A 20,985-nucleotide genomic window follows, 5' to 3' on the forward strand; every position below is an offset into this window, starting at 1 on the left:
AACTGCTATCTCGTAGCAGTTTTTTTATTTGTAATCATTTATGCTAAATTAACTGATGCTTCTGCGTTTTTTTCTGATGCATCATCATCTGATATATGGGGTAAAAATGCAGGTAGCAAATCGTTAACAGAGAAATCAGTTAAGATTTGTGTTTTTAAATCGACTGCATCATCAATTGCTACCGTAGCCTGAACCTTTGGCATCATAACGTGAGCTAGTTGTTGATCTTCTAATATGGCCTGCATCGTTTCTTTTGAATTACGGTTATACAGAAAGTCTGTGATGTTGATGCCCACTTTTTTAGCAATATTGATTACTAAATTACGTGAGTATTTCTGATGACCAACCGTTAGCGCCTCTTGTAGGTTAATGAGTAATGCTCGCGCTTTTTTATTACCTTCAATTTGAGCAGCTTTGAAATCGAGAGTGAGTCGATAGACTAAGCTGGCTTTGTCTGTTGGTTCATCAGCACATGATGAATTATCATCTTTAATCATTTTCAAAATTGGTTCATTGATTAAAGGCACAAAAAACAGATGATGTGAACGATGAATTTGTTGACTAATTTTTTGTAGATATTGCTCTGTAATTAAGCAATTATCGGACAGTGGCGTATCGAAATGATATATAGATAGCATGATTGTTCTCCTGAGTTATTAACTTATTCAATATACAAAATATTAGTATAGTCGTCAAGGGTGTACTTGACAAATGATACGCTCATAAATATGTTAAAATAGAATAGTAGTAATTAAAAAAATATAATAAAGGATGACAGTATGGATTGGGATCATTTTTTTATACCATATATTCAAACCGTCTCAGAGCTTAAAGTAAAATTACGTGGTTTGCGTCAGCAATACGAAAAATCTGGTGAAGATTCATCAATTGAATTTGTAACTGGTCGTGTAAAGTCTCAAGCCTCAATTGAAGAAAAGATAGTTCGTCGACATTTAGATGAGAATCGGTTGGCTCTTGATTTGCAAGATATTGCCGGTGTTCGTATTATGACAAAGTATGTTGAAGACATTTATACTGTGGTCGATTTGTTGCGTCAAAGGACGGATTTTCAAATTTTAGAAGAGCGTGATTATGTCAGTAATGCTAAACCTTCGGGTTATCGTTCGTATCATCTTGTGATTGAATATCCAGTCCAGATGTATACTGGAGAACTAAAAGTATTGGCAGAGATTCAGGTGCGGACAATGGCGATGAATTTTTGGGCTACTGTGGAACATGATTTACGTTATAAGCATGGGGAGTTGAACGAAGATTTAGCAAATCGACTGACTAAACTATCCGAATCAACTTTTGCTTTAGATCAAGAACTTAGTGAGATAAGAGCAATAGAATGAAAATCGCAATTTTCAATAATCATGCTGAACATAGCGTGATTATTGCCAAAAAATTAATACTGGCAATGAAGAAAAATAATGTCGATATTGATGATAGAAATCCGGATATTGTCGTTTCCGTTGGTGGGGATGGCACGCTTTTGGGCGCTTTTCAAAAGTATGTTGATCAAACAGAAAGCGTGCGTTTTGTTGGCCTTCATACAGGTCATTTGGGGTTTTATACGGATTGGTTAAGCACGGAGCTTGACCAGTTTGTTGATAGTTTAATCCATGATAACGGCCAAAAAGTTAGTTACCCACTACTCGAGCTGACTGTTGTGAGAACTAGTGGTGAATCTTACAAATTTTTAGCGCTTAATGAAGCGGTTATAAAGCAACCTATTGGCACTTTAGTTGCCGACATATATTTAGGTGGCCAGGCCTTTGAGCGTTTTCGTGGAGATGGTATTGCTGTTGCAACGCCAACTGGATCAACAGCTTATAATAAGGCTAATGGTGGTGCAGTGCTACATCCGAGCTTGCCAGCAATTCAAATGTCTGAAATAGCCTCAATTAATAACCGAGTATTTCGAACCTTAGGTTCACCGCTAATTGTGCCACAAGATCAAGAAATTGTGATGAAACCAAAAAGCAATCATTTTTTGGTTATGTATGACCAAGAAGAGATTAAAGGGCACAATATTACTGAACTACGCTTTAAGGTCTCTGAAAAAAGGGTCCATTTTGCTCAATATCGGCATGTGGATTTTTGGCGACGTGTACAGAATGCCTTTATCAGTGAAATTGAATAAATTAAACAGCTAATTACTGTCTTGAGGGACAGGATTTTTTATACATAAATTTGAGAGGAAATTTAGTAATAGTTTGTTCCAAGGCGGTACAAGCTAAATATTATATAATGCGATTATTGTAGTATATAATTTAAGTTATTGAATAAGATTAAATATGAAATTTACTTGGAAATATAGTGGTAATGAACAGCGTAAAGTGCGTACTTTTTTGCAAAACCATGGCGTTTCACATAGAATGTTTAGCCAGATGAAGCATAACGGCGGCGCAATCTTGGTTAATGAAAAACCAGTTTATACATCCGATTATTTGAAGAATGGTGACATCGTTACGATTGTTATGCCTACGGAAAAAAGTAATGACTTGGTTGTGCCGGACTATAAACCATTAGACATTATATTTGAAAATGAACATTGGCTAGTTGTTGATAAACCATACGGTATAACAACGGTTCCAGGACATGCTGATCGTTTGCATACTTTGGTCAATCAAGTTAAAGGACATCTCGAAACAATTAAGGCTGATGATTTAGTTCCTCATGTTGTTACTCGCCTCGATCGTGATACATCAGGAATTGTCTTATTAGCCAAGCATAGATTTGCCCATGCTGTCTTGGATCAACAATTACAAGACCACACGGTTGAAAAATTTTATTTGGCTTATCCATCAGGAATTTTAGCGGATGATCATGGCGATATTAATGCACCAATTGGTCGCATGGATGGTGATTTTATCAAAAGAGAAGTCCGTGATGATGGCAAACCATCTCGCACAGAATATTGGGTAGAACGTCGTTATGAAGATGATGAACAAAATATGACTCGTGTGAAGGTGCAATTGCATACAGGACGAACACATCAAATTCGTGTTCATTTTGCCAATATAGGGCACCCTTTGGTAGGGGATACTTTGTATGGTGGACCAGCGTGGCATGGATTACAAAGACAAGCGTTGCATGCTTATCATATGAAATTTTATGATCCCTTCATTGAGGAATACCGAGAATTTAATACGCCTTTACCAGACGATTTAAAAACTTTGAGAGATATAGAGTAAACAGTGGAAGAAAAATCAGAACAACTACATCAAAATATCGCTCATCTTTCTGATTTATTGCATTCAGGACAAGATGAGGCTTTTGTGACGTCATTTAATGCGCTACACGACTTTGAAATGGGACAAGTGTATAGTGGATTGCCTGAGCAATTACGTGCAGTAGCATGGCGATTACTTGACAATGAAACATTAGCGACTGTTTTTGATAATATAGATGTTGATGATGAAGATATTGATGACCTCTTGCAAGAAATGCCTCCTCAAAAGGCGGTTCAAATTTTGCGCAATATGTATGCCGATAACGAGGTCGATCTTCTTCAGGAAATGCCAACGCGGTTAGTTGCAACCTACTTAAGCTTAATGCCAAAAGATGAGGCTGAAGATATTCGTAAGCTGATCAATTATGAGGAGCAAACTGCTGGGTCATTAATGTCAATTGAGTACTTGGCAGTTGAGGCAGATTTGCGTGTTGATGAAGTGATGCGTTTAGTTAAGCAACAAGCACTTGAAGCTGAGGCGATCAACTACGTTTATGTATTGGATAAACAAGAACGGCTAGTTGGTGTTATTTCTCTTCGTGATTTGTTAACACATCCTGATGATATGTTGGTATCGGAAATCACGAAAGACAGAATTATCAGTGTTAAAGCTGGTGATGATCAGCAAGACGTTGCACAAATTGTGGCTGATTATAACTTCATATCCATTCCAGTTACAGATGATAATGACCGATTATTAGGTGTCATTACAGTTGATGATATTGTGGATGTTATTGATGAAGAGGCTGTTGAAGATTATTCTGGATTGGCTGCCGTTAACGTTAGCCAAACAGATGATACGGCGTGGCATTCGGCGATTAAACGTATTCCTTGGCTGATTGCACTTCTTTTATTAGGAATGTCAACGGCTACACTGATTAGTTCATTTGATGGTCTGGTACGAAAAGCGTCAATACTGGCTGTGTTTATTTCTCTGATTACTGGTACAGCTGGTAATGCTGGGACGCAAGCATTGGCTTTGGCTGTCCGGCGCTTAGCTGTGGGAAGTAGTAATAGTGCCGTCAAAAATTTCTTGAGTGAAATTCTTGCAGGGTTTTTAGTAGGGACAGCAACGGGTTTCTCGGTTTTTCTAATTGTTACTTTTTGGAAGCATAATTATCAACTGGGTCTTGCGGTGGGAATCGCGATGGCAGTTGCCATTATGGTAGCCAACCTAGCGGGGTATTTGATCCCTGAACTTATTGATAAATTAGGCATGGATCCGGCGGTAGCAAGTGGTCCATTTATTACAACTTTATCAGATTTAACTTCAGTTCTAATTTATTTTAATATTGCGCAATTATTTATTTCACGTTTTACCGGTGCATAAAACTAAAACACAGAAAAAAAGCAATGGCGGTTCTCATCGCTATTGCTTTTTTGTTTATATGATTTTAAATATTGGTTTGATTTGCTTCGCAAAGTTACCATCAGGGTCATTGACAAATGAAGCGTAGTCTTGCCAATATTTGTCTGATAAAATAATTGGTTCAGCAATGTTATCGGGGATGTATTGGCGAGGAATCGCACCATCCTCAGTAACGGGGCCGTCATAACTGTTGATGAAGTCCTGCATTTTTTTCTCAATGACAAGCGCCTGTGGACCAAACCAATTATATGGTTCTCGATGGATATTGCTTTCATCAATATTAAATAATTCGTCACGATTAATCACTTTAAATGGATGGACCAAAGTAATAAATTTAACTTGACCAGTGTCACTAACTTCGGCTAATGCGCCTGCCATTTCAGAAGGTAGGTTTGGTTGTTGATGCACCGTTGATGCCAGAAGTAGTTGGCCTGCATAAGAAATATCTAAAGTTATGGGTTGCCCAATGATTATTGTTAATAATTTTTCTGGGGAAATACTTAATGCTCTCATTTTTTTAATCCTGTACTGTTATGAAATCAAATTTTTCGAAATCGAATAGGCCTTGATCGGTAATCTTTAAACTTGGAATGACCGGTAATGCCATGAACGATAAAGTTAAAAATGGATCAAATGGCACGTCACTGATTTCTGAGAAAGCTTGTAGTAATTGCTGGTTAGTTTTGATGACATTTTCAAATGGTTGATCTGACATTAAACCGCCAATTGGGAGTGGTAGGGTCGTAATTTTACCATGGTTAACGACAACTTGGCCACCGCCGATTTCATGCAGCGTATCTGCTGCTAAAATCATGTCGTCGTCGTTTACGCCTGCTATAATCACGTTATGGGAATCATGAGCAATAGTTGAAGCAATCGCACCGTCGCGCATGTTAAATCCTTTGATGATACCGACACCATGGCCAAGATTGTGATAACGTTCTGCGACTACAATTTTAGCGAAAGTTTCGTTTGCAACGAACAGCCCTTGCTCAACAGGAACTTCTTCCACTGTGTGCTCGGTGGTGATGTGGTGAGGTGTGATATTGATAATATGTGCTGGTTTATCAGATTGGAGAGGTAAGGCGATATCGGATTTGGTTAATGAGAAGTTTAATGATTGGTTGGCTAACGGTGTGACAATTGATTGATTGTCTTTATACCAATGACCACCAATCATGACTTTTGGTGTCTCCAAATGTGCTAAATCATCGAATACTGCTAGATCGGCCACAAATCCATCTGTCAATGCGCCGATATTTTGTAACTTATGCGCTTGAGCGGCATTATACGTTGCTATTGTAAAAGCAATTGCTGGATCCATACCATTTTCAATGGCAAGTTTCACGCTATAATCAATGGAACCTTCACTTTGGATGTCGTTAGCTGTTTTGTCATCTGTGGCAAAAGAAAAGTGTGATTGATTGGCCATTGTAATTGCAGGCAGTATTGCTTTTTCATCACGCTCAACCGTGCCTTCGCGAACAAATATGGAGAAACCAGCATTTAAGCGTTCTAATGCTTCTTTTGCATTCTCACTTTCGTGATCAGTGTCAATGCCAACATTTCGATAAACTGCAAGTTGCTCCGGAGTTAAACCGGCAGCATGCCCGTCAACATGTCGACCAGCATCTTCAGCATCTTTAATTTTTTGTAACATATCGGGATCAAGATTTGCTACAGCAGGAAAATCCATAACTTCTGCTAAACCGTTGACTTCCGGCACGCTATAGAATGGCTTTAAAGCATCAGCGTGAAGCGTCGCTCCAGCATGTTCAAAAGGTGTAGCGGGTACTGAAGAAGGTAACATGTAATGAATGTTTAGCGGTGTTTGTTTAGCATCTTCCAACATATATTGGATGCCAGACACACCAGCTACACTGGCAATTTCATGGGGATCTGCAAATATTCGAGTGATTCCATGTGGTATAACCAGTTTTCCAAATTCACTGGGCGTGAGTAATGAGCTTTCAATGTGTAAATGGGAATCTATCAACCCAGGCACAATATATCCGCCACCAGCATCAAATGTATTTTCAGCTGTTAAGTCACTTCGCTTTCCGCGGTATAAAATTTGATTATCGTTAATCCATAATTCTGTATCGTCAAATTTTAAATTAAATACATCTAGAATTTTGGCATTTTTGATGTGCCATGTAACGAGTTTTGTCACAATATGTCTCACCTTCAATTTTTTTATATGATACCATAAACTCATATTGTATAGAAGAAATATTCTAAATAGTAATGTTGTACCAATCACTTTTTATAAGGTATACCAATAATTAAAAAGTTGTTTGACAATGGCTTTTAAGCTGTGTAAAATAACACTTGTGAACAAAATAAAAAATAAAACCATTTTTGAAAGTAGGACTATATAAATGTGTGGAATTGTTGGATTTACTAGTTTTAATCAAGTGTTACCAACTTTGTTAAAAGGTCTAGAAAAGCTAGAATATCGTGGTTATGATTCAGCTGGCGTGTATGTAAATGATGGTGACCAAGGAGACTATTTGGTCAAGGAAACAGGCCGTGTAGCTGATTTGGAACGTGCTACGGAAAATAAGAATATCAAGGGTACTTCGGGTATTGCTCATACGCGTTGGGCAACTCACGGTGGTGTATCTGTTGAAAATGCGCATCCCCATGCTTCAGAAGATGGACGTTTCTACTTAGCACACAATGGTGTGATTGAAAATTACGATGAATTACGTGATACATATTTGCAAGGTGTAAAACTACATTCTCAGACAGATACAGAAGTTGCTGTCCAATTGATAGATAAGTTTGCAAAAGAAGAGAACTTGTCAGCAGTCGACGCTTTTAAGAAAATGATTGCTTTACTAGACGGCAATTCAGCATACGCATTCTTGTTGATGGATCGTCAAGAACCCGGGATTATGTATACTGCTAAAAAGAAAAGTCCTTTACTGATTGGTGTTTCAGATCAGGGAAATGTGGTGACCTCTGACGCTGCTGCTATGTTAGATATAACCCATGACTTTATCGAATTGATGGATGATGAAGTAGCGATTGTTGAGAAAGATAAAGTGACATTATTCAATGCGCAAGGAGAACCAATTACCCGGTTACCATTCCACCTCGATATTGATGCTGCAGAAACAGATAAAGGTGTTTATCCATACTACATGCTTAAAGAAGTGGATGAGCAAGCAATTGTTACTCGCACGCTTTCTCAATATTATTTTGATGACGAGAATAATATTCAAAATATCGATGCCAACATTATTGATGCGATGAAAGCGGCTGATCGCTTATATATTGTTGCTGCAGGAACATCGTATCATGCCGGATTAGTTGGCAAACGGTATTTTGAACAATGGGCTAAGATTCCGACTGAAGTCCATATTTCTTCAGAATTTGCTTATGATCAACCAATGCTCAGTCAAAAACCATTCTTTATTTTCTTGAGCCAATCAGGTGAAACGGCTGACTCTCGTGAAGTTTTGGATAATATTACGAAACAGGGCTATCCAACCTTGACTATTGCTAATGTTATGAATTCAACATTAACACGAGAAGCTGACTTCGCATTACCTCTACTCGCCGGACCGGAAATAGCGGTTGCTTCTACCAAGGCATACACGGCTCAAATAAGTGTTGAAGCTATTTTAGCCCACGCTATTGGTCATTCAGGATTGAATTTGAAGCTTGAATTGGCGAAAGTAGCTGTTGAAATGCAAGTGATCATTGATCAAAAAGAAGATTTTAAAGCAATAGCAGAAAGTGCATTATCTGGACAGCGCTCAGCATTTTATATCGGACGTGGCCTAGACGCTGCCGTAGCTGTTGAGGCGGCACTCAAGTTAAAAGAAATCTCCTACGTGCAAACGGAAGGGTTTGCTGCTGGAGAACTAAAGCACGGTACGATCTCACTTATTGAAGAAGGAACACCAGTTTTTGCACTCCTTACACAAGCGAAGACAGCTGGATTAGTTCGAGGTGAAATTGCACAAGTTGCCGCACGTGGTGCTAATACAATTGTCATAGCAACCAAAGAACTGGCTAAAACTGGCGACGCCTATATTTTGCCAGAAGTCAATGAACTACTGATGCCATTATTGGAAGTGATTCCAGCTCAATTAATTGCCTATTACGCAACTCTAGATAGAGGGTTGGATGTTGATCGACCTCGAAACTTGGCAAAGAGTGTAACAGTTCAATAAAATATAAAAATCGATAGAAATATTCTTATCGATTTTTTTTGTACGCAGCGTTTCATTCTGGTAAAATGTACTAGATACCATTATGCAAAAAAATATTGCATACGAAGGAGGAGCGTTTTGGCGCTTTTTAAAACAAAAGAGAACACCGTTTACGATACTACGCAACTTAAAATTCCAGAGCATATTGCAATTATCATGGATGGTAATGGTCGATGGGCAAAGAAACGCTTAATGCCAAGAGCTGCGGGACACAAGGCTGGCATGAATACAGTAAAGCGCATTGCGTCTGCAGCAAGTGATATGGGCGTTAAAGTCCTGACACTATATGTATTTTCTACGGAAAATTGGTCACGTCCCAATGATGAGGTCAACTTTCTAATGCAGCTGCCAATCGCTTTTTTTAATGATTTCGTACCTGATTTGATTAAAAATAACATTCGAGTTTCTGTTACTGGAAATGTTGATGCGTTACCAGCAGCGACTCAAGATGCTGTTAATAGAGCAATTGAAGAGACTGCCAGTGGTACCGGCATGGTTTTAAACTTTGCAATGAATTATGGCGGACAAATTGAAATTGTTGATGCTACAAAAAAAATAGCCGAAGAAGTAGCCAAGGGCCATTTGTCACCGGATGATATTAATTCGGAAGTTTTCGCTGCCGCCTTACAGACAGCACACTTGGGAGACTTGGCCACACCAGACTTGATGATTCGAACCTCTGGTGAATTGCGCTTGAGTAATTTTTTGCCATACCAAGCCGCTTACGCAGAATTATATTTTACTGATGTTCTATGGCCTGACTATTCTTCGGATGATCTAATGACAGCCATACAATCTTATACAAAACGAGATCGACGATTTGGCGGTCTCAATGATGAAAGTGAGAAACAAGCTTAATGAAAACACGTGTTATTACAGCAGTCGTTGCTTTAATTATCTTTGTGCCATTGTTAGTAATTGGTGGTATGCCTCTTTTGATTTTGACGTTAGCCATGGCAGTTGTTGCTATGAGCGAGATACTACGTATGAAACATCGTTTTTTCGTATCTGCGGAAGCATTGCTGAGCTTTGTTGGTGTTATTGTAATTACACTACCGAAATCAACTTGGCAAGATATGCCATTTAATATTAATGGAAGCGTCATTTTTTATATTATTGTCTTCTTACTTTTGCTACATACCGTTTTGAGTCGTAATCATTTTAATTTTGATGATGCAGGAACATTGGCGCTGACGATTGTATATGTTGGTACAGGATTCCATTACTTTTTTCAAGCAGATAGTAAGGGGATTGCTACGGTCATGTTCGGTATGCTGATTGTATGGATCACTGATTCAGGTGCTTATATGGTTGGTCGTGCCATTGGAAAAAATAAACTGGCTCCTAAAATCAGCCCCAATAAAACTTGGGAAGGTTCTATTGGTGGTAGCATGGTAGCTATTATTGTGATTCCGGCATTATTTACCATCTTCCATTGGTTGCCGGATTATAACTTCATCGAATTGCTAGCGTTTACGGCCATTTTGTCAATTGCTGGTCAGTTAGGTGACTTAATTGAATCCGGTTTCAAACGTCATTATGGTGTGAAAGATTCGGGTAATATTTTGCCTGGACATGGTGGCATATTAGACCGTTTTGATTCAATGTTAATCGTTATGCCTATGATGGCCGTATTGGGTATACTCAATTAAAAATGATTTTGCAAGATTATTAGATTTCTTCAAATCAGGTAGGTGCTAAATTTATGAATGTTACATCAATTATTGCTTTTATATTTGTGTTTGGCGTGCTCGTTACAGTGCATGAATTTGGACATTTTTTTGTCGCGAAAAAATCTGGTGTATTAGTTCGTGAATTTGCAATTGGAATGGGACCAAAACTGCTCAGTTGGAATCGAAATCATACAGCCTATACTATTCGCATACTACCTGTAGGTGGGTATGTTCGTATGGCTGGCATGGATGAAGAACCCGATCTGGATGCAGGTCAACGATTACGTTTGACTTTTAATGAACAGGGAAAAGTCACAAAAATAGATACACAAATAGATGAGGCTGGGATCGGTGTGCCTTTCCAAGTTGATTCGTTCGATTTAAGTGACGCTTTGACCCTGACGGGATATTCAGACAATGCCACAGACATGACGACTGTACATGTTGATCATGATGCAACGATTATTGAGGAAAATGGTGTTGAGGTTCAGGTTGCGCCACGAGATGTATGGCTACAAAGCGCCAAAGTATGGAAACGTGCGTTAATTAATATTGCTGGTCCAGTTATGAACTTTATATTAGCCCTGGTTATTTTTTCAGGAGTAGGGTTTGCCATCGCTAGTGTGGGTTTAAATGAACCTATTATTGGCACCGTTCAAAAAAATATGCCGGCTGATCAAGCTGGTCTAAAAGCTGGTGACGAAATCACACAAATTGATAGGGTCAAAACGACTACTTGGGACCAAGTTGCCAATGCTATTGGTAACTCTAAGGAAAGTCAGCTGAACATCACAGTGTTACGCAATGGTCACAAAAAGCAGGTTGAAGTGAGACCAAAAACTGTTAAAATAAATGGTGTGCAGACTAAACAAGTTGGTATCATCGAAAAAACACACACTGATACCATTTCACGTCTAAAGTATGGTTTAATAAATACAGGTGCGACAATTAGCCAAATATGGCATGCATTAAGCCATCTATTTACTGGTGGCTTTAGCTTAGATAAGCTTGGTGGCCCTGTGTCTATTGCTAAAACAACTTCATCCGTAGCAAAAACAGGATTCTTAAACATATTAATATTTATGGCTATGCTATCACTTAATTTGGGTATTATGAATCTAATTCCAATTCCAGCATTGGATGGTGGTAAACTCATTTTGAATTTGTTGGAGGGTATATTACGTCGACCTTTGCCACAGTCATTTGAAAACGCTGTAACTATCGTTGGCGCTGTATTTATGATTATTTTAATGATTGCCGTCACTATAAACGATATTTTAAGATAAAAACTGGTGCTATCGGCACCGTACATAACAACAAAACATAAGGGGAATTCATGAAACAGTCGAAATTATTAATGCCAACATTGCGGGATATTCCAGCAGAGGCTGAAGTAAAAAGCCATCAACTTTTGCTAAAAGCAGGGTATATTCGCCCAATTGCAGCGGGAATGTTTTCATATTTACCATTAGCAAAACGAGTTTTAAATAAAATTGAAACAATTATTCGTGAAGAGATGGATAAGATTGATGCCAACGAAATGTTGGTACCCGAAGTCTTGCCAGCCGAGCTATGGCAACGCTCTGGTCGTTATGAAACATACGGACCAGCTTTATATAAGTTTAAAAATCGTCAAGATCGCGATTTTATTTTGGGTCCTACGCACGAAGAAACTTTTACGCAATTAATTGCTGATGAAATTAAGTCATACAAGAAATTGCCATTGACTGTTTATCAAATTCAGGCAAAGTTCCGTGATGAAAACCGACCACGTTTCGGTCTATTACGTACTCGTGAATTTATTATGAAAGATGCTTACTCATTTAGTGCTGATCAAGAAGGCTTGGATGAGGCATTTCATAATATGGAAGAAGCCTACACCAATATCTTTGATCGACTAGGACTCGAGTATCGTGCAATAGTTGGCGATGCTGGTGCTATGGGTGGATCAGATTCTAAAGAATTTTCGGCACCTGCTGCAGCTGGTGAAGATACGATTGCTTATTCTGATGCAACAGATTATGCGGCTAATCTTGAAATGGCTAAGGACTTTTACGAACGTCGATCTGCAACAGCTGAACAGTTGGCGCTTGAAAAGATTTCAACCCCTAACGAAAAGACAATTGATGATGTTGCCACACTTTTGGATAAGCCAAAGAATGAATTAGTTAAGACGATTATGTTCGTTGCAGATGACGAACTAGTTGCTGTTGTGACAACTGGCGATTTTGAAGTCAACGAAGTTAAGGTTCAGAATTATTTACATGCTGATTCGTTGGTTATGGCTGAAGAAGCGGATGTTCGTAAAGCAGTTGGTGCTGGATTTGGTTCATTGGGACCAGTTGGATTACCAGAAGAAGTTAAGCTTTTAGTTGATGAGAGAGCAGCTGATCTAGCTAATTTTGCCGCTGGTGCTAATGAAGATGGGATGCATTATGTCAATATTAACTGGAATCGTGATGTTGACTTACTCGCAGAAAATGTTAGTGATTTCCGTACAGTACGCGAGGGTGATTTAGCCATAGATGGTAAGGGTAAATTACAGTTTACTTCAGGTATTGAAATTGGTCATATTTTTAAACTTGGTACGCGATACTCGAAAACCTTAGGCGCACAAGTTCTGGATAATAACGGACGCCAAACCGATGTTATCATGGGATCGTATGGTATCGGTGTGTCACGTTTATTGAGTGCTATTGCCGAACAAAAGGCTGATGAAGATGGATTAGTTTGGCCTGCTAGCGTAGCACCATTTGACATTCATATTGTTCCAATTAACATGAAGGATGAAGACCAAGCTCGTGTGGCTGAACAGCTAGAGACATTGTTGGTAGCGCAAGGCATGGAAGTATTAGTTGACGACCGTAAAGAACGAGCTGGCGTTAAGTTTGCTGATGCGGACTTGATTGGCCTACCAATTCGTATTACAGTCGGTAAAAAGGCTGACGAAGATGTCGTAGAAGTCAAAGTTCGAGCAAGTAACACAAACATTGAGATGCGAGTTAGCGAAGTCGTGGATTCTGTCTCAGTACTGCTAAATGCGTCAGAAAAATAAGTATATTTAAAATTGCCGATATTTTATCGGCTTTTTTACTCAAGTAGAGGATAAAATGAAGTTAACGCAACAAGAACAATTACAGCACTTACTTACGCATATTCAACTGCCAGAAGAAATTCATCATTATTTTGATGACGGTTGTTTGTCTCAAGTTGATGTTTCAGTTAGTCAAAAAATGTGGCTTTTTCATGTCGAAATTGAACAGATACTGCCGGTAAATGTATACATGCAATTTCAGCAGTATTTACGAACTGCGTTCACTAATATAGCAGTGGTTCAACTTCAGATCACCACGCCAGTACAGCAAGTTAACGAAGAAGTCGTCAACTCTTATTGGCATCTAGCGCTACAAGAATCAAGTCTTAACCATGCGACAACGCAACAACTTGCTAGCAACACAATACTAAAGACAATTGAAACGAACCACTTTGGTGTTGCAGTCGGCGCATCAATTTTGTATCGCGCACTGACTGCTGAGGTTATCGATTCAATTGCGACAGTTTATCATTCTTTTGGATTACCAAAAATTAAGTTGACTCCAAAATTGGATGAACAACTTGAGCAAGAAATTCAAGAAAATGTGGCACAACATCATGCTAGAGCGCGTGAAGATTTGCAGAAAGCAATTGTTGCCAATGAACAATCAAAGCCTAAAGTTTCTAGCGAAGGTGTTGCATTAGCTTTAGGGCGTAAGATACCTGCTGATGCTGAAATTACACGTTTAGATAGTATAGATGGTGAAGAAAATCGTGTCGTTATAGAAGGATATATTTTTGCGGAAGAAATAAGAGAGCTACGTTCTGGACGGAAACTACTAACACTCAAATTGACAGATTATTCAAGCTCGATTTCTGCTAAGAAATTTTCAAACAATGAGAATGACGAAGCTGTTTTTGACGGTTTAAAGTCTGGTTTGTGGGTGCGATTAAGTGGAAATATTCAAGAAGATCAATACGCACGTGAATTGGTGATGAACATATATGATTTGCAGGTTGTAGATCATGCTAATCGACAAGAAGTTTATCAAGGTGAAGAAAAACATATTGAATTGCATGCACACACTAATATGTCAGCGATGGATGCAGTTACTGATTTTTCAGGCGTTGCGAAATTAGCAAAAAGCTGGGGGCAAACTGCCTTGGCTGTTACTGATACTGGTAATGTTCAGGGATTCCCTGAGGCATCAGCTGCTGGTGCAAAAAATGGTTTGAAAATAATTTATGGCATGGAAGCTAACTTGGTTGAGGATGGTGAGCCTATTGGCTTTAATTTAGATCAAACCGAGTTATTGAATAAAGACACTATTTTTGTAGCTTTTGATCTTGAAACAACTGGTTTATCGGCAGTGACAGATCGTATTATTGAGTTATCAGCGGTTAAAATGCAGTTGGGTAACGTAATTGAGAAGTTCTCAGAGTACATTAATCCTGGATTCCCACTTTCTGAGTTCACCACCAAGTTAACTTCTATTACCGATGCTATGGTTGCCAATTCAGATACCGAAGAAAATATTATTAAACGTTTTCGTGAATGGTCTGGAAATGCCGTCTTGGTTGGGCATAATGTTACATTTGATGTTGGCTTTATGAATGCTGCCTATACGCGCTATAATCAACCCATTATCACGAATGCTATTATTGATACGTTACCATTTACACGCTGGTTATACCCTGATTATAAGTCTTATAGATTAGGCACAATCGCCAAGCGTTTCAATATTAATTTGGAACAAGCGCATCGCGCTATTTTTGATGCAGAAACCACTGGACATATCGCTTGGCGATTAATTAAGGAAGCACACGAACGTTATAATTTAAACCGACATAATGAGTTGAATGATCGCATGACTGAAGGAGACGCTTGGAAGCACGGGCGTCCCGTGCATGCCACTTTGCTAGTTCAAAATGCAACAGGTTTGAAAAATTTATACAAATTAGTGTCTCGATCTAACATTAAGTTTTTTGCTCGGGTACCGCGTATTCCGCGTTCTATATTAGAACAGTATCGCGAGGGACTACTTGTAGGAACGGGTGATACCAGCGGTGATGTGATTATTTCTTTGATTGAAAAGGGTATTCAGGAAGCAGAGAAAAAAGCAGCGTATTACGACTTTATCGAAATACAACCAACGGCAAATTATCAACCGATGATTGAGTCAGGGTTAATTGCAACGGAAGAAAAGTTGCAGAGTATTTTGAAAGATATGGTGGCTATTGGGGATAAACTTAAAAAGCCCGTTGTAGTTACTGAAGATGTAAAGTATACAAACCCAGAAGACAAAATATATCGCAATATTTTAATCGCTACACAGCCCGGTAATCCACAAAATCGCACAGCTTTACCAGATTTGAATTTCAAGACAACTCAGGAATTACTTGACGATTATGCTTTTATGGGCGCTGATTTAGCAAAAAAGTTGGTCATTGATAATACACATTTAGTTGCTAATATGCTTGAAGATATTGAACCTTTGAAAAGCGGATCTTATCCACCAAATATTCCTGGCGCTGGTGATGAATTAACTGAGAGAACTTATCGAACAGCTAAACAATGGTATGGTGAGCCAATACCCAAAGAAATACAGGCCCGTATTGATCAAGAACTGAAAGCGATTATTGGAAACGGTTTTGCGCCACACTATATCATTGCGCAAAGATTAGTTGCTAAGTCAGTTAAGGACGGCTATTTAGTCGGTTCACGTGGATCAGTTGGCTCCTCTTTTGTAGCTACAATGTCTGGAATCACAGAAGTAAATCCATTACCGCCTCACTATCGTTCTGCACATGGAGACTACTTTGAATTGGTTGATCCGAAAGAATATGAATCTGGTTATGATTTGCCTGAAAAAGAAGACCCAAATCATCCAGGTGAATTTTTAATTGGGGATGGACAAAACATTCCTTTTGAAACTTTCATGGGCTTCACAGGAAATAAAGTGCCTGATATTGATTTGAATTTTTCTGGTGATTATCAACCAATTGCTCATAATTATATGAAAGTTTTGTTTGGCGAACATAATGTATACCGCGCTGGAACCATTGCGACCGTTGCTGAAAAAACAGCTTTCGGCTATGTTAAAGCTTATGAGCGCGAACATGACCAACATTACCGTGGTGCTGAAATAGAGCGTTTAGCGCAGGGGATGACGGGTGTGAAACGTACTACTGGACAACATCCGGGTGGTATTTTAATTGTGCCCCGTGAATATGAGGTCTACGATTTTACTCCGATTCAGTATCCTGCGGATGATCAAAAGTCCCTTTGGCAAACTACGCACATGGATTATCATTCAATCCACGATAATTTGCTCAAGATGGATATATTGGGTCACGATGATCCCACAATGGTGCGTACATTAAAAGATATGTCTGGTATTGATCCACAGTCAATACCTGCAAATGACCCAGGCGTATTAAGCTTATTTACCTCAACTGAAGCTTTGGGTGTTACGCCAGAACAGATTTTTTCCAATACTGGCACACTAGGATTACCAGAGTTTGGTACAAACTTTGTGCGAGGAATGTTGACAGAAACACAGCCACACACATATTCAGAATTATTACAAATTTCTGGTCTATCGCACGGAACAGACGTTTGGGTAGGCAATGCTAATGAATTAATTGAAAATGGAACAGCCACCATTGGAACAGTAATTGGAACACGTGATAAAATTATGACTGATTTGATTAATTGGGGTGTTCCTGCAGCAGATGCTTTTAATATTATGGAAAAGGTCCGTAAAGGAAAAGGAATAACAGAAGAATATCAGAAACAACTACGTGAAGAAAAAATCCCAGAGTGGTATATCCAATCAATGCTTAAAATCAAGTATATGTTCCCACGGGCGCATGCTGCTGCCTATGTGTTAATGGCATTGAGGATCGCGTACTTTAAGGTTTATTTTCCAACAATCTATTATGCAACTTACTTTTCTGTACGTGCTGATGCATTTGATATCGTAGCAATGAGTCGGGGTAAAGATGCCACCAAAGCTGCTATTCAGAAGTTGAAGTCACTTGGAAATGATGCAACAGTTGGGGATAAAAACTTATTGACTGTTTTAGAAATGGCCAATGAAGCCTTGGAGCGTAACATTACTTTCGCTATGGTTGATTTAAACAAGTCTGAGGCGCTTGAGTGGGTGATTGATGGGGACACCTTGATTCCACCTTTCGTTTCTTTGCCAGGCTTGGGTGATAACGTTGCTAAGCAAATTGTAGCTGCACGGACCGAAAAACCATTTATCAGCAAAGAAGATTTAAAGAAACGTGGTAAGGTTTCACAAACAATTATTGAGTTTATGACATTGCATTCTGTTTTAGATGGATTACCAGATGAAAATCAGTTAAGCTTGTTCGATTTTTAATTATTATGTTAAACTTTTAATACAGATATGCAGTTGTTGTTCATCTATCTGTTCGTATTAAAGGGAGAAAAAAATGAAACATGAATGGCATCAAAAAGTCGCTGGATATTATGAATATGTCTTGAACATTATGATGATTTTGATTGGTATCGTAATATTTGGATTTTTAATACGTGAAATCTGGAATTTAGCACAGATGCTATCGATTAAGAATATCTCAGGACATTTCACTGAATTAGCTGAACAAATCTTAATTGTATTTTTGTTTTTTGAATTTTTGGGGATAGGCAGAGAGTATTTTGTCAAAGATGCTCATATTTCGACTGATAACTTCTTGTATATTGGTGTGACAGCGATAGTTCGTGCTATGCTGGTATATCACGATCAAACTTATAAGACCTTAATGCTGGCAGCTGCAATATTTTTATTGATTTCAGCGCAAGCTATTTATCGCTATTTCCGGCCTAAATACAGATCTTAAAAACTAATTATTAGTTTAATAATTAGTTTTTTATTTTGTGCCTATAAAATAATATGAATCATCTATGCTATTAAACAACCATTTCATGGTATGATAATAAAAGAAATTTTATCAAAATTGGACGGGAACATGACTAAAAACATTGTCGTACTCGGCAGCTTGAATGTCGATAATATTATGAAAATGCCACGTATGCCACTGGTTGGTGAAACGATGGCACTTACTGAAGTAACAACAGCACCAGGTGGTAAAGGGGCTAATCAGGCAGTTGCCGCATCACGACAAGGAGCAAATGTTTCATTTATCGGTGCTGTTGGGAATGATGCAAATGGACAGTTTATGAGAGCAACATTACTCACCAATGGTGTCAATGTGGACGCAGTGTCAACAAATAGTGATGTGCCAACTGGATCAGCATACATTATGTTGCAAGAGAGTGGTGCAAACACAATATTGATTCATGGTGGTGCAAACCAAGCCTTAACGATTGAGGACATAAATACAGCGTTAATTGCGCAAGCTGATGTGCTAATCGCACAATTTGAAGTGCCGTTCGAAGTTATTTTGTCGGCATTTAAAATTGCTAAAAAAAATAATGTGCAAACAATCCTAAATCCAGCTCCGGCTGTGTATGAACTTACTCCAGAATTAATGGCTGTCACTGATATTGTGCTGCCCAATGAAACAGAAGCGCAATTACTGACGGGCATCAATGTTATTAATGACGAGGGTGTTTTAAACCGAGTTAGTGATGCCCTACAAGCGAAGGGAGTCCAACGGAGTATTATCACATTAGGAGAAGCGGGATCATTTATCGCTGATGGTCAAAAAAGATGGTGGGTACAACCTGAAAAGGTAGACGCACAAGATACTACCGCGGCAGGTGACACTTTTATTGGTACATTAGCCAGCGTCATAGCACCTGATTTTAGTAATTTAGATGATGCTGTGCAGCGGGCCAACATTGCTAGCGCAATCGCTGTAACACGTCCAGGTGCTATTCCTTCAATTCCTACAGATAAAGAGGTTGATAACTATTGATGTTGCCTGAAGACTTTAAAAATAAATACAATCGGATCCTCGGCGATGAGTATGAAGATTTTTTATTGAGTTTTGACGAACCGGTTCAAAAAGCGTATCGTGTGAATCCGTTAAAGCCATATCCTGTCATCAGTGATACAGAAGATCATGGTAATCTTCCCTATGGTAAATGGGGACATTTTGGAGCTGTTAACGGGCATTCAGTAGATCACGTTACTGGTGTGGTTTACTCCCAAGAACCGTCAGCGCAATTTGTGGGTGAGGTTGTTTGGCCAAATCCTGGCGAACGCGTTTTAGATTTAGCCGCTGCGCCAGGTGGAAAATCAACCCATCTAGCAGCATTCATGGGACAAAAAGGGCTATTATGGTCTAACGAAATATTTTTAAACCGCGCTAAAATTTTGAGTGAAAACATTGAGCGTATGGGTATTAAAAATGCGATTGTCAGTTCACATACACCAGCTGAGCTGAGTTCAAAATTACCTGGTTTTTTTGATAAAATTTTATTAGACGCCCCTTGTTCTGGTGAGGGGATGTTTCGTAAAGATCCTGGTGCGATAGCCTATTGGCACGAACATTATCCAGCAGAGAACGCCACGAGGCAGCGTGAAATCCTCACAGAAGCTGTTAAAATGCTTCGTCCGGGAGGGCAGATAGTTTACTCGACTTGTACATTTGCTCCAGAAGAGGATGAGCAAATAATCAATTGGCTCATGGCGGCGTATCCTGAATTTAGTTTGGTTTCGATTGAAAAGCCGGATGGCGCTAATCTTAGTGATGCACGTCCTGAATGGATAGACGAAGCTTTTGTCAATGGAACAACTGAGCACAGTGCGACGACGACAAAAGATGTGATGAAAAAAGCTGCAAGATTGTGGCCACATAAGCTGGAAGGGGAAGGACATTTTGTGGCGAAGCTTGTTAAGGCTAATGGTGATTACGATGATGTATCTGTTGTCAAACCGCTTAAGAACAAACCATTAGATAAACAACAACGTGAAATCTTATCTAATTTTTTTGAGGAAGCACTGATTACATTTGATCAAAAAGCGAATGAATATGTTTTGTTTGGTGACCACTTGTATATGGCACCAATTGGGACACCAGATATTTCAAGTATGAAAATATTACGTCTTGGCCTTGAATTAGGTCTATTTAAGAAAAAAAGGTTCGAGCCAGCACATGCGTTAGCTCTGGCTTTAAACCCTGTTGAAGTTAAACAGTCGTATGAAATGAATCCTGAGGAGTGGGCACAGTTTGTCCACGGAGATGTCATTCAGACAAGGCTGGACCTAGACAAAGGTTGGGTATTAATGACTGCTAATGGCAACGGTGCTGGATGGGGACGCTACGTTAACGGACAAATTAAGAACTTTTTTCCAAAAGGATTGCGATTTGTTGTTAAAAAATAAAGTGTGTCGGGACATTTTTTTTAAAAAAACAAGGACTGAAAATGGCCTTGTTTTTTCTTCGCGGTCACGTAAAATGTATTAATGTTAGTATCTGAGAAATTGCTACACTAAACAAGATTAT

16 protein-coding genes are annotated in these 20,985 nt (G+C 38.9%); 13 read left to right on the top strand and 3 right to left on the bottom strand.

Annotated elements, in window-relative coordinates:
- Positions 1–38 precede the first annotated feature (38 nt).
- Positions 39–638 carry a DsbA family protein gene (locus RHP56_RS03350; protein WP_102753449.1) on the bottom strand — a complete coding sequence of 200 codons (600 nt, stop codon included), beginning with the start codon at positions 636–638 and terminating at the stop codon, positions 39–41.
- Between the two features lie 141 nt (positions 639–779).
- Here RHP56_RS03350 and RHP56_RS03355 point away from each other — a divergent pair, with 141 nt between their 5' ends.
- From RHP56_RS03355 to mgtE, 4 genes are all read left to right on the top strand, one after another.
- The gene (locus RHP56_RS03355; RefSeq protein WP_004164333.1) at positions 780–1,355 is read left to right on the top strand and encodes a GTP pyrophosphokinase; all 576 of its coding nucleotides are present in this window, start codon (positions 780–782) and stop codon (positions 1,353–1,355) included.
- Positions 1,352–2,146, top strand: a complete 795-nt coding sequence (locus tag RHP56_RS03360; RefSeq protein ID WP_011679477.1) for an NAD kinase — start codon at positions 1,352–1,354, stop codon at positions 2,144–2,146. Before RHP56_RS03355 ends, RHP56_RS03360 begins: the two co-directional genes overlap by 4 nt.
- Before the next feature lie 154 nt (positions 2,147–2,300).
- On the top strand, positions 2,301–3,200 hold the full coding sequence (locus RHP56_RS03365; RefSeq protein WP_011679478.1) for an RluA family pseudouridine synthase: 900 nt from the start codon (positions 2,301–2,303) through the stop codon (positions 3,198–3,200).
- A gap of 3 nt (positions 3,201–3,203) precedes the next feature.
- Positions 3,204–4,568, top strand: coding sequence for a magnesium transporter (mgtE, locus tag RHP56_RS03370; protein ID WP_050883982.1), 1,365 nt, complete (start codon positions 3,204–3,206; stop codon positions 4,566–4,568).
- 54 nt (positions 4,569–4,622) lie between these two features.
- On the opposite strand, the gene RHP56_RS03375 is transcribed toward mgtE, so the two are convergent.
- Positions 4,623–5,120 carry a hypothetical protein gene (locus RHP56_RS03375; protein ID WP_042252871.1) on the bottom strand — a complete coding sequence of 166 codons (498 nt, stop codon included), beginning with the start codon at positions 5,118–5,120 and terminating at the stop codon, positions 4,623–4,625.
- A 4-nt stretch (positions 5,121–5,124) separates the two neighbouring features.
- The gene (gene ade, locus RHP56_RS03380) at positions 5,125–6,780 is read right to left on the bottom strand and encodes an adenine deaminase (RefSeq protein ID WP_011679481.1); all 1,656 of its coding nucleotides are present in this window, start codon (positions 6,778–6,780) and stop codon (positions 5,125–5,127) included.
- A gap of 208 nt (positions 6,781–6,988) precedes the next feature.
- Here ade and glmS point away from each other — a divergent pair, with 208 nt between their 5' ends.
- The 9 genes from glmS to RHP56_RS03425 all read left to right on the top strand — a co-directional run bounded on the left by glmS (position 6,989) and on the right by RHP56_RS03425 (position 20,864).
- Positions 6,989–8,794, top strand: coding sequence for a glutamine--fructose-6-phosphate transaminase (isomerizing) (glmS, locus tag RHP56_RS03385; protein WP_011679482.1), 1,806 nt, complete (start codon positions 6,989–6,991; stop codon positions 8,792–8,794).
- 117 nt (positions 8,795–8,911) lie between these two features.
- Positions 8,912–9,691: an isoprenyl transferase gene (locus RHP56_RS03390; protein ID WP_011679483.1), complete on the top strand. Its 780-nt coding sequence runs from the start codon at positions 8,912–8,914 to the stop codon at positions 9,689–9,691.
- Positions 9,691–10,485 (top strand): phosphatidate cytidylyltransferase, encoded by a 795-nt coding sequence (locus RHP56_RS03395; protein WP_011679484.1) that lies wholly within the window; start codon positions 9,691–9,693, stop codon positions 10,483–10,485. The genes RHP56_RS03390 and RHP56_RS03395 overlap by 1 nt, the downstream gene beginning before the upstream one ends.
- Positions 10,486–10,538: 53 nt before the next feature.
- Positions 10,539–11,792, top strand: coding sequence for an RIP metalloprotease RseP (gene rseP / locus RHP56_RS03400; RefSeq protein WP_011679485.1), 1,254 nt, complete (start codon positions 10,539–10,541; stop codon positions 11,790–11,792).
- A gap of 50 nt (positions 11,793–11,842) precedes the next feature.
- Positions 11,843–13,561, top strand: coding sequence for a proline--tRNA ligase (locus RHP56_RS03405; protein WP_011679486.1), 1,719 nt, complete (start codon positions 11,843–11,845; stop codon positions 13,559–13,561).
- A gap of 55 nt (positions 13,562–13,616) precedes the next feature.
- Positions 13,617–17,930: a PolC-type DNA polymerase III gene (locus RHP56_RS03410; protein WP_102753231.1), complete on the top strand. Its 4,314-nt coding sequence runs from the start codon at positions 13,617–13,619 to the stop codon at positions 17,928–17,930.
- Positions 17,931–18,003: 73 nt separating this feature from the next.
- Positions 18,004–18,411, top strand: a complete 408-nt coding sequence (locus tag RHP56_RS03415; RefSeq protein ID WP_011679488.1) for a phosphate-starvation-inducible protein PsiE — start codon at positions 18,004–18,006, stop codon at positions 18,409–18,411.
- Positions 18,412–18,540: 129 nt separating this feature from the next.
- Complete coding sequence (gene rbsK, locus RHP56_RS03420) at positions 18,541–19,452, top strand: ribokinase (RefSeq protein WP_102753230.1); 912 nt, start codon at positions 18,541–18,543, stop codon at positions 19,450–19,452.
- On the top strand, positions 19,452–20,864 hold the full coding sequence (locus RHP56_RS03425; RefSeq protein ID WP_102753229.1) for an RsmF rRNA methyltransferase first C-terminal domain-containing protein: 1,413 nt from the start codon (positions 19,452–19,454) through the stop codon (positions 20,862–20,864). Before rbsK ends, RHP56_RS03425 begins: the two co-directional genes overlap by 1 nt.
- Positions 20,865–20,985 lie beyond the last annotated feature (121 nt).

Source organism: Leuconostoc sp. C5 (assembly GCF_056530425.1).

Excerpts from the sequence above, each read along its gene's own strand:
- RHP56_RS03350 (WP_102753449.1), bottom strand. The coding sequence starts at position 638 with ATGCTATCTATATATCATTTCGATACGCCACTGTCCGATAATTGCTTA.
- RHP56_RS03355 (WP_004164333.1), top strand. The coding sequence starts at position 780 with ATGGATTGGGATCATTTTTTTATACCATATATTCAAACCGTCTCAGAG.
- RHP56_RS03360 (WP_011679477.1), top strand. The coding sequence starts at position 1,352 with ATGAAAATCGCAATTTTCAATAATCATGCTGAACATAGCGTGATTATT.
- RHP56_RS03365 (WP_011679478.1), top strand. The coding sequence starts at position 2,301 with ATGAAATTTACTTGGAAATATAGTGGTAATGAACAGCGTAAAGTGCGT.
- RHP56_RS03375 (WP_042252871.1), bottom strand. The coding sequence starts at position 5,120 with ATGAGAGCATTAAGTATTTCCCCAGAAAAATTATTAACAATAATCATT.
- glmS (WP_011679482.1), top strand. The coding sequence starts at position 6,989 with ATGTGTGGAATTGTTGGATTTACTAGTTTTAATCAAGTGTTACCAACT.
- RHP56_RS03395 (WP_011679484.1), top strand. The coding sequence starts at position 9,691 with ATGAAAACACGTGTTATTACAGCAGTCGTTGCTTTAATTATCTTTGTG.
- rseP (WP_011679485.1), top strand. The coding sequence starts at position 10,539 with ATGAATGTTACATCAATTATTGCTTTTATATTTGTGTTTGGCGTGCTC.
- RHP56_RS03405 (WP_011679486.1), top strand. The coding sequence starts at position 11,843 with ATGAAACAGTCGAAATTATTAATGCCAACATTGCGGGATATTCCAGCA.
- RHP56_RS03410 (WP_102753231.1), top strand. The coding sequence starts at position 13,617 with ATGAAGTTAACGCAACAAGAACAATTACAGCACTTACTTACGCATATT.
- RHP56_RS03415 (WP_011679488.1), top strand. The coding sequence starts at position 18,004 with ATGAAACATGAATGGCATCAAAAAGTCGCTGGATATTATGAATATGTC.
- rbsK (WP_102753230.1), top strand. The coding sequence starts at position 18,541 with ATGACTAAAAACATTGTCGTACTCGGCAGCTTGAATGTCGATAATATT.
- RHP56_RS03425 (WP_102753229.1), top strand. The coding sequence starts at position 19,452 with ATGTTGCCTGAAGACTTTAAAAATAAATACAATCGGATCCTCGGCGAT.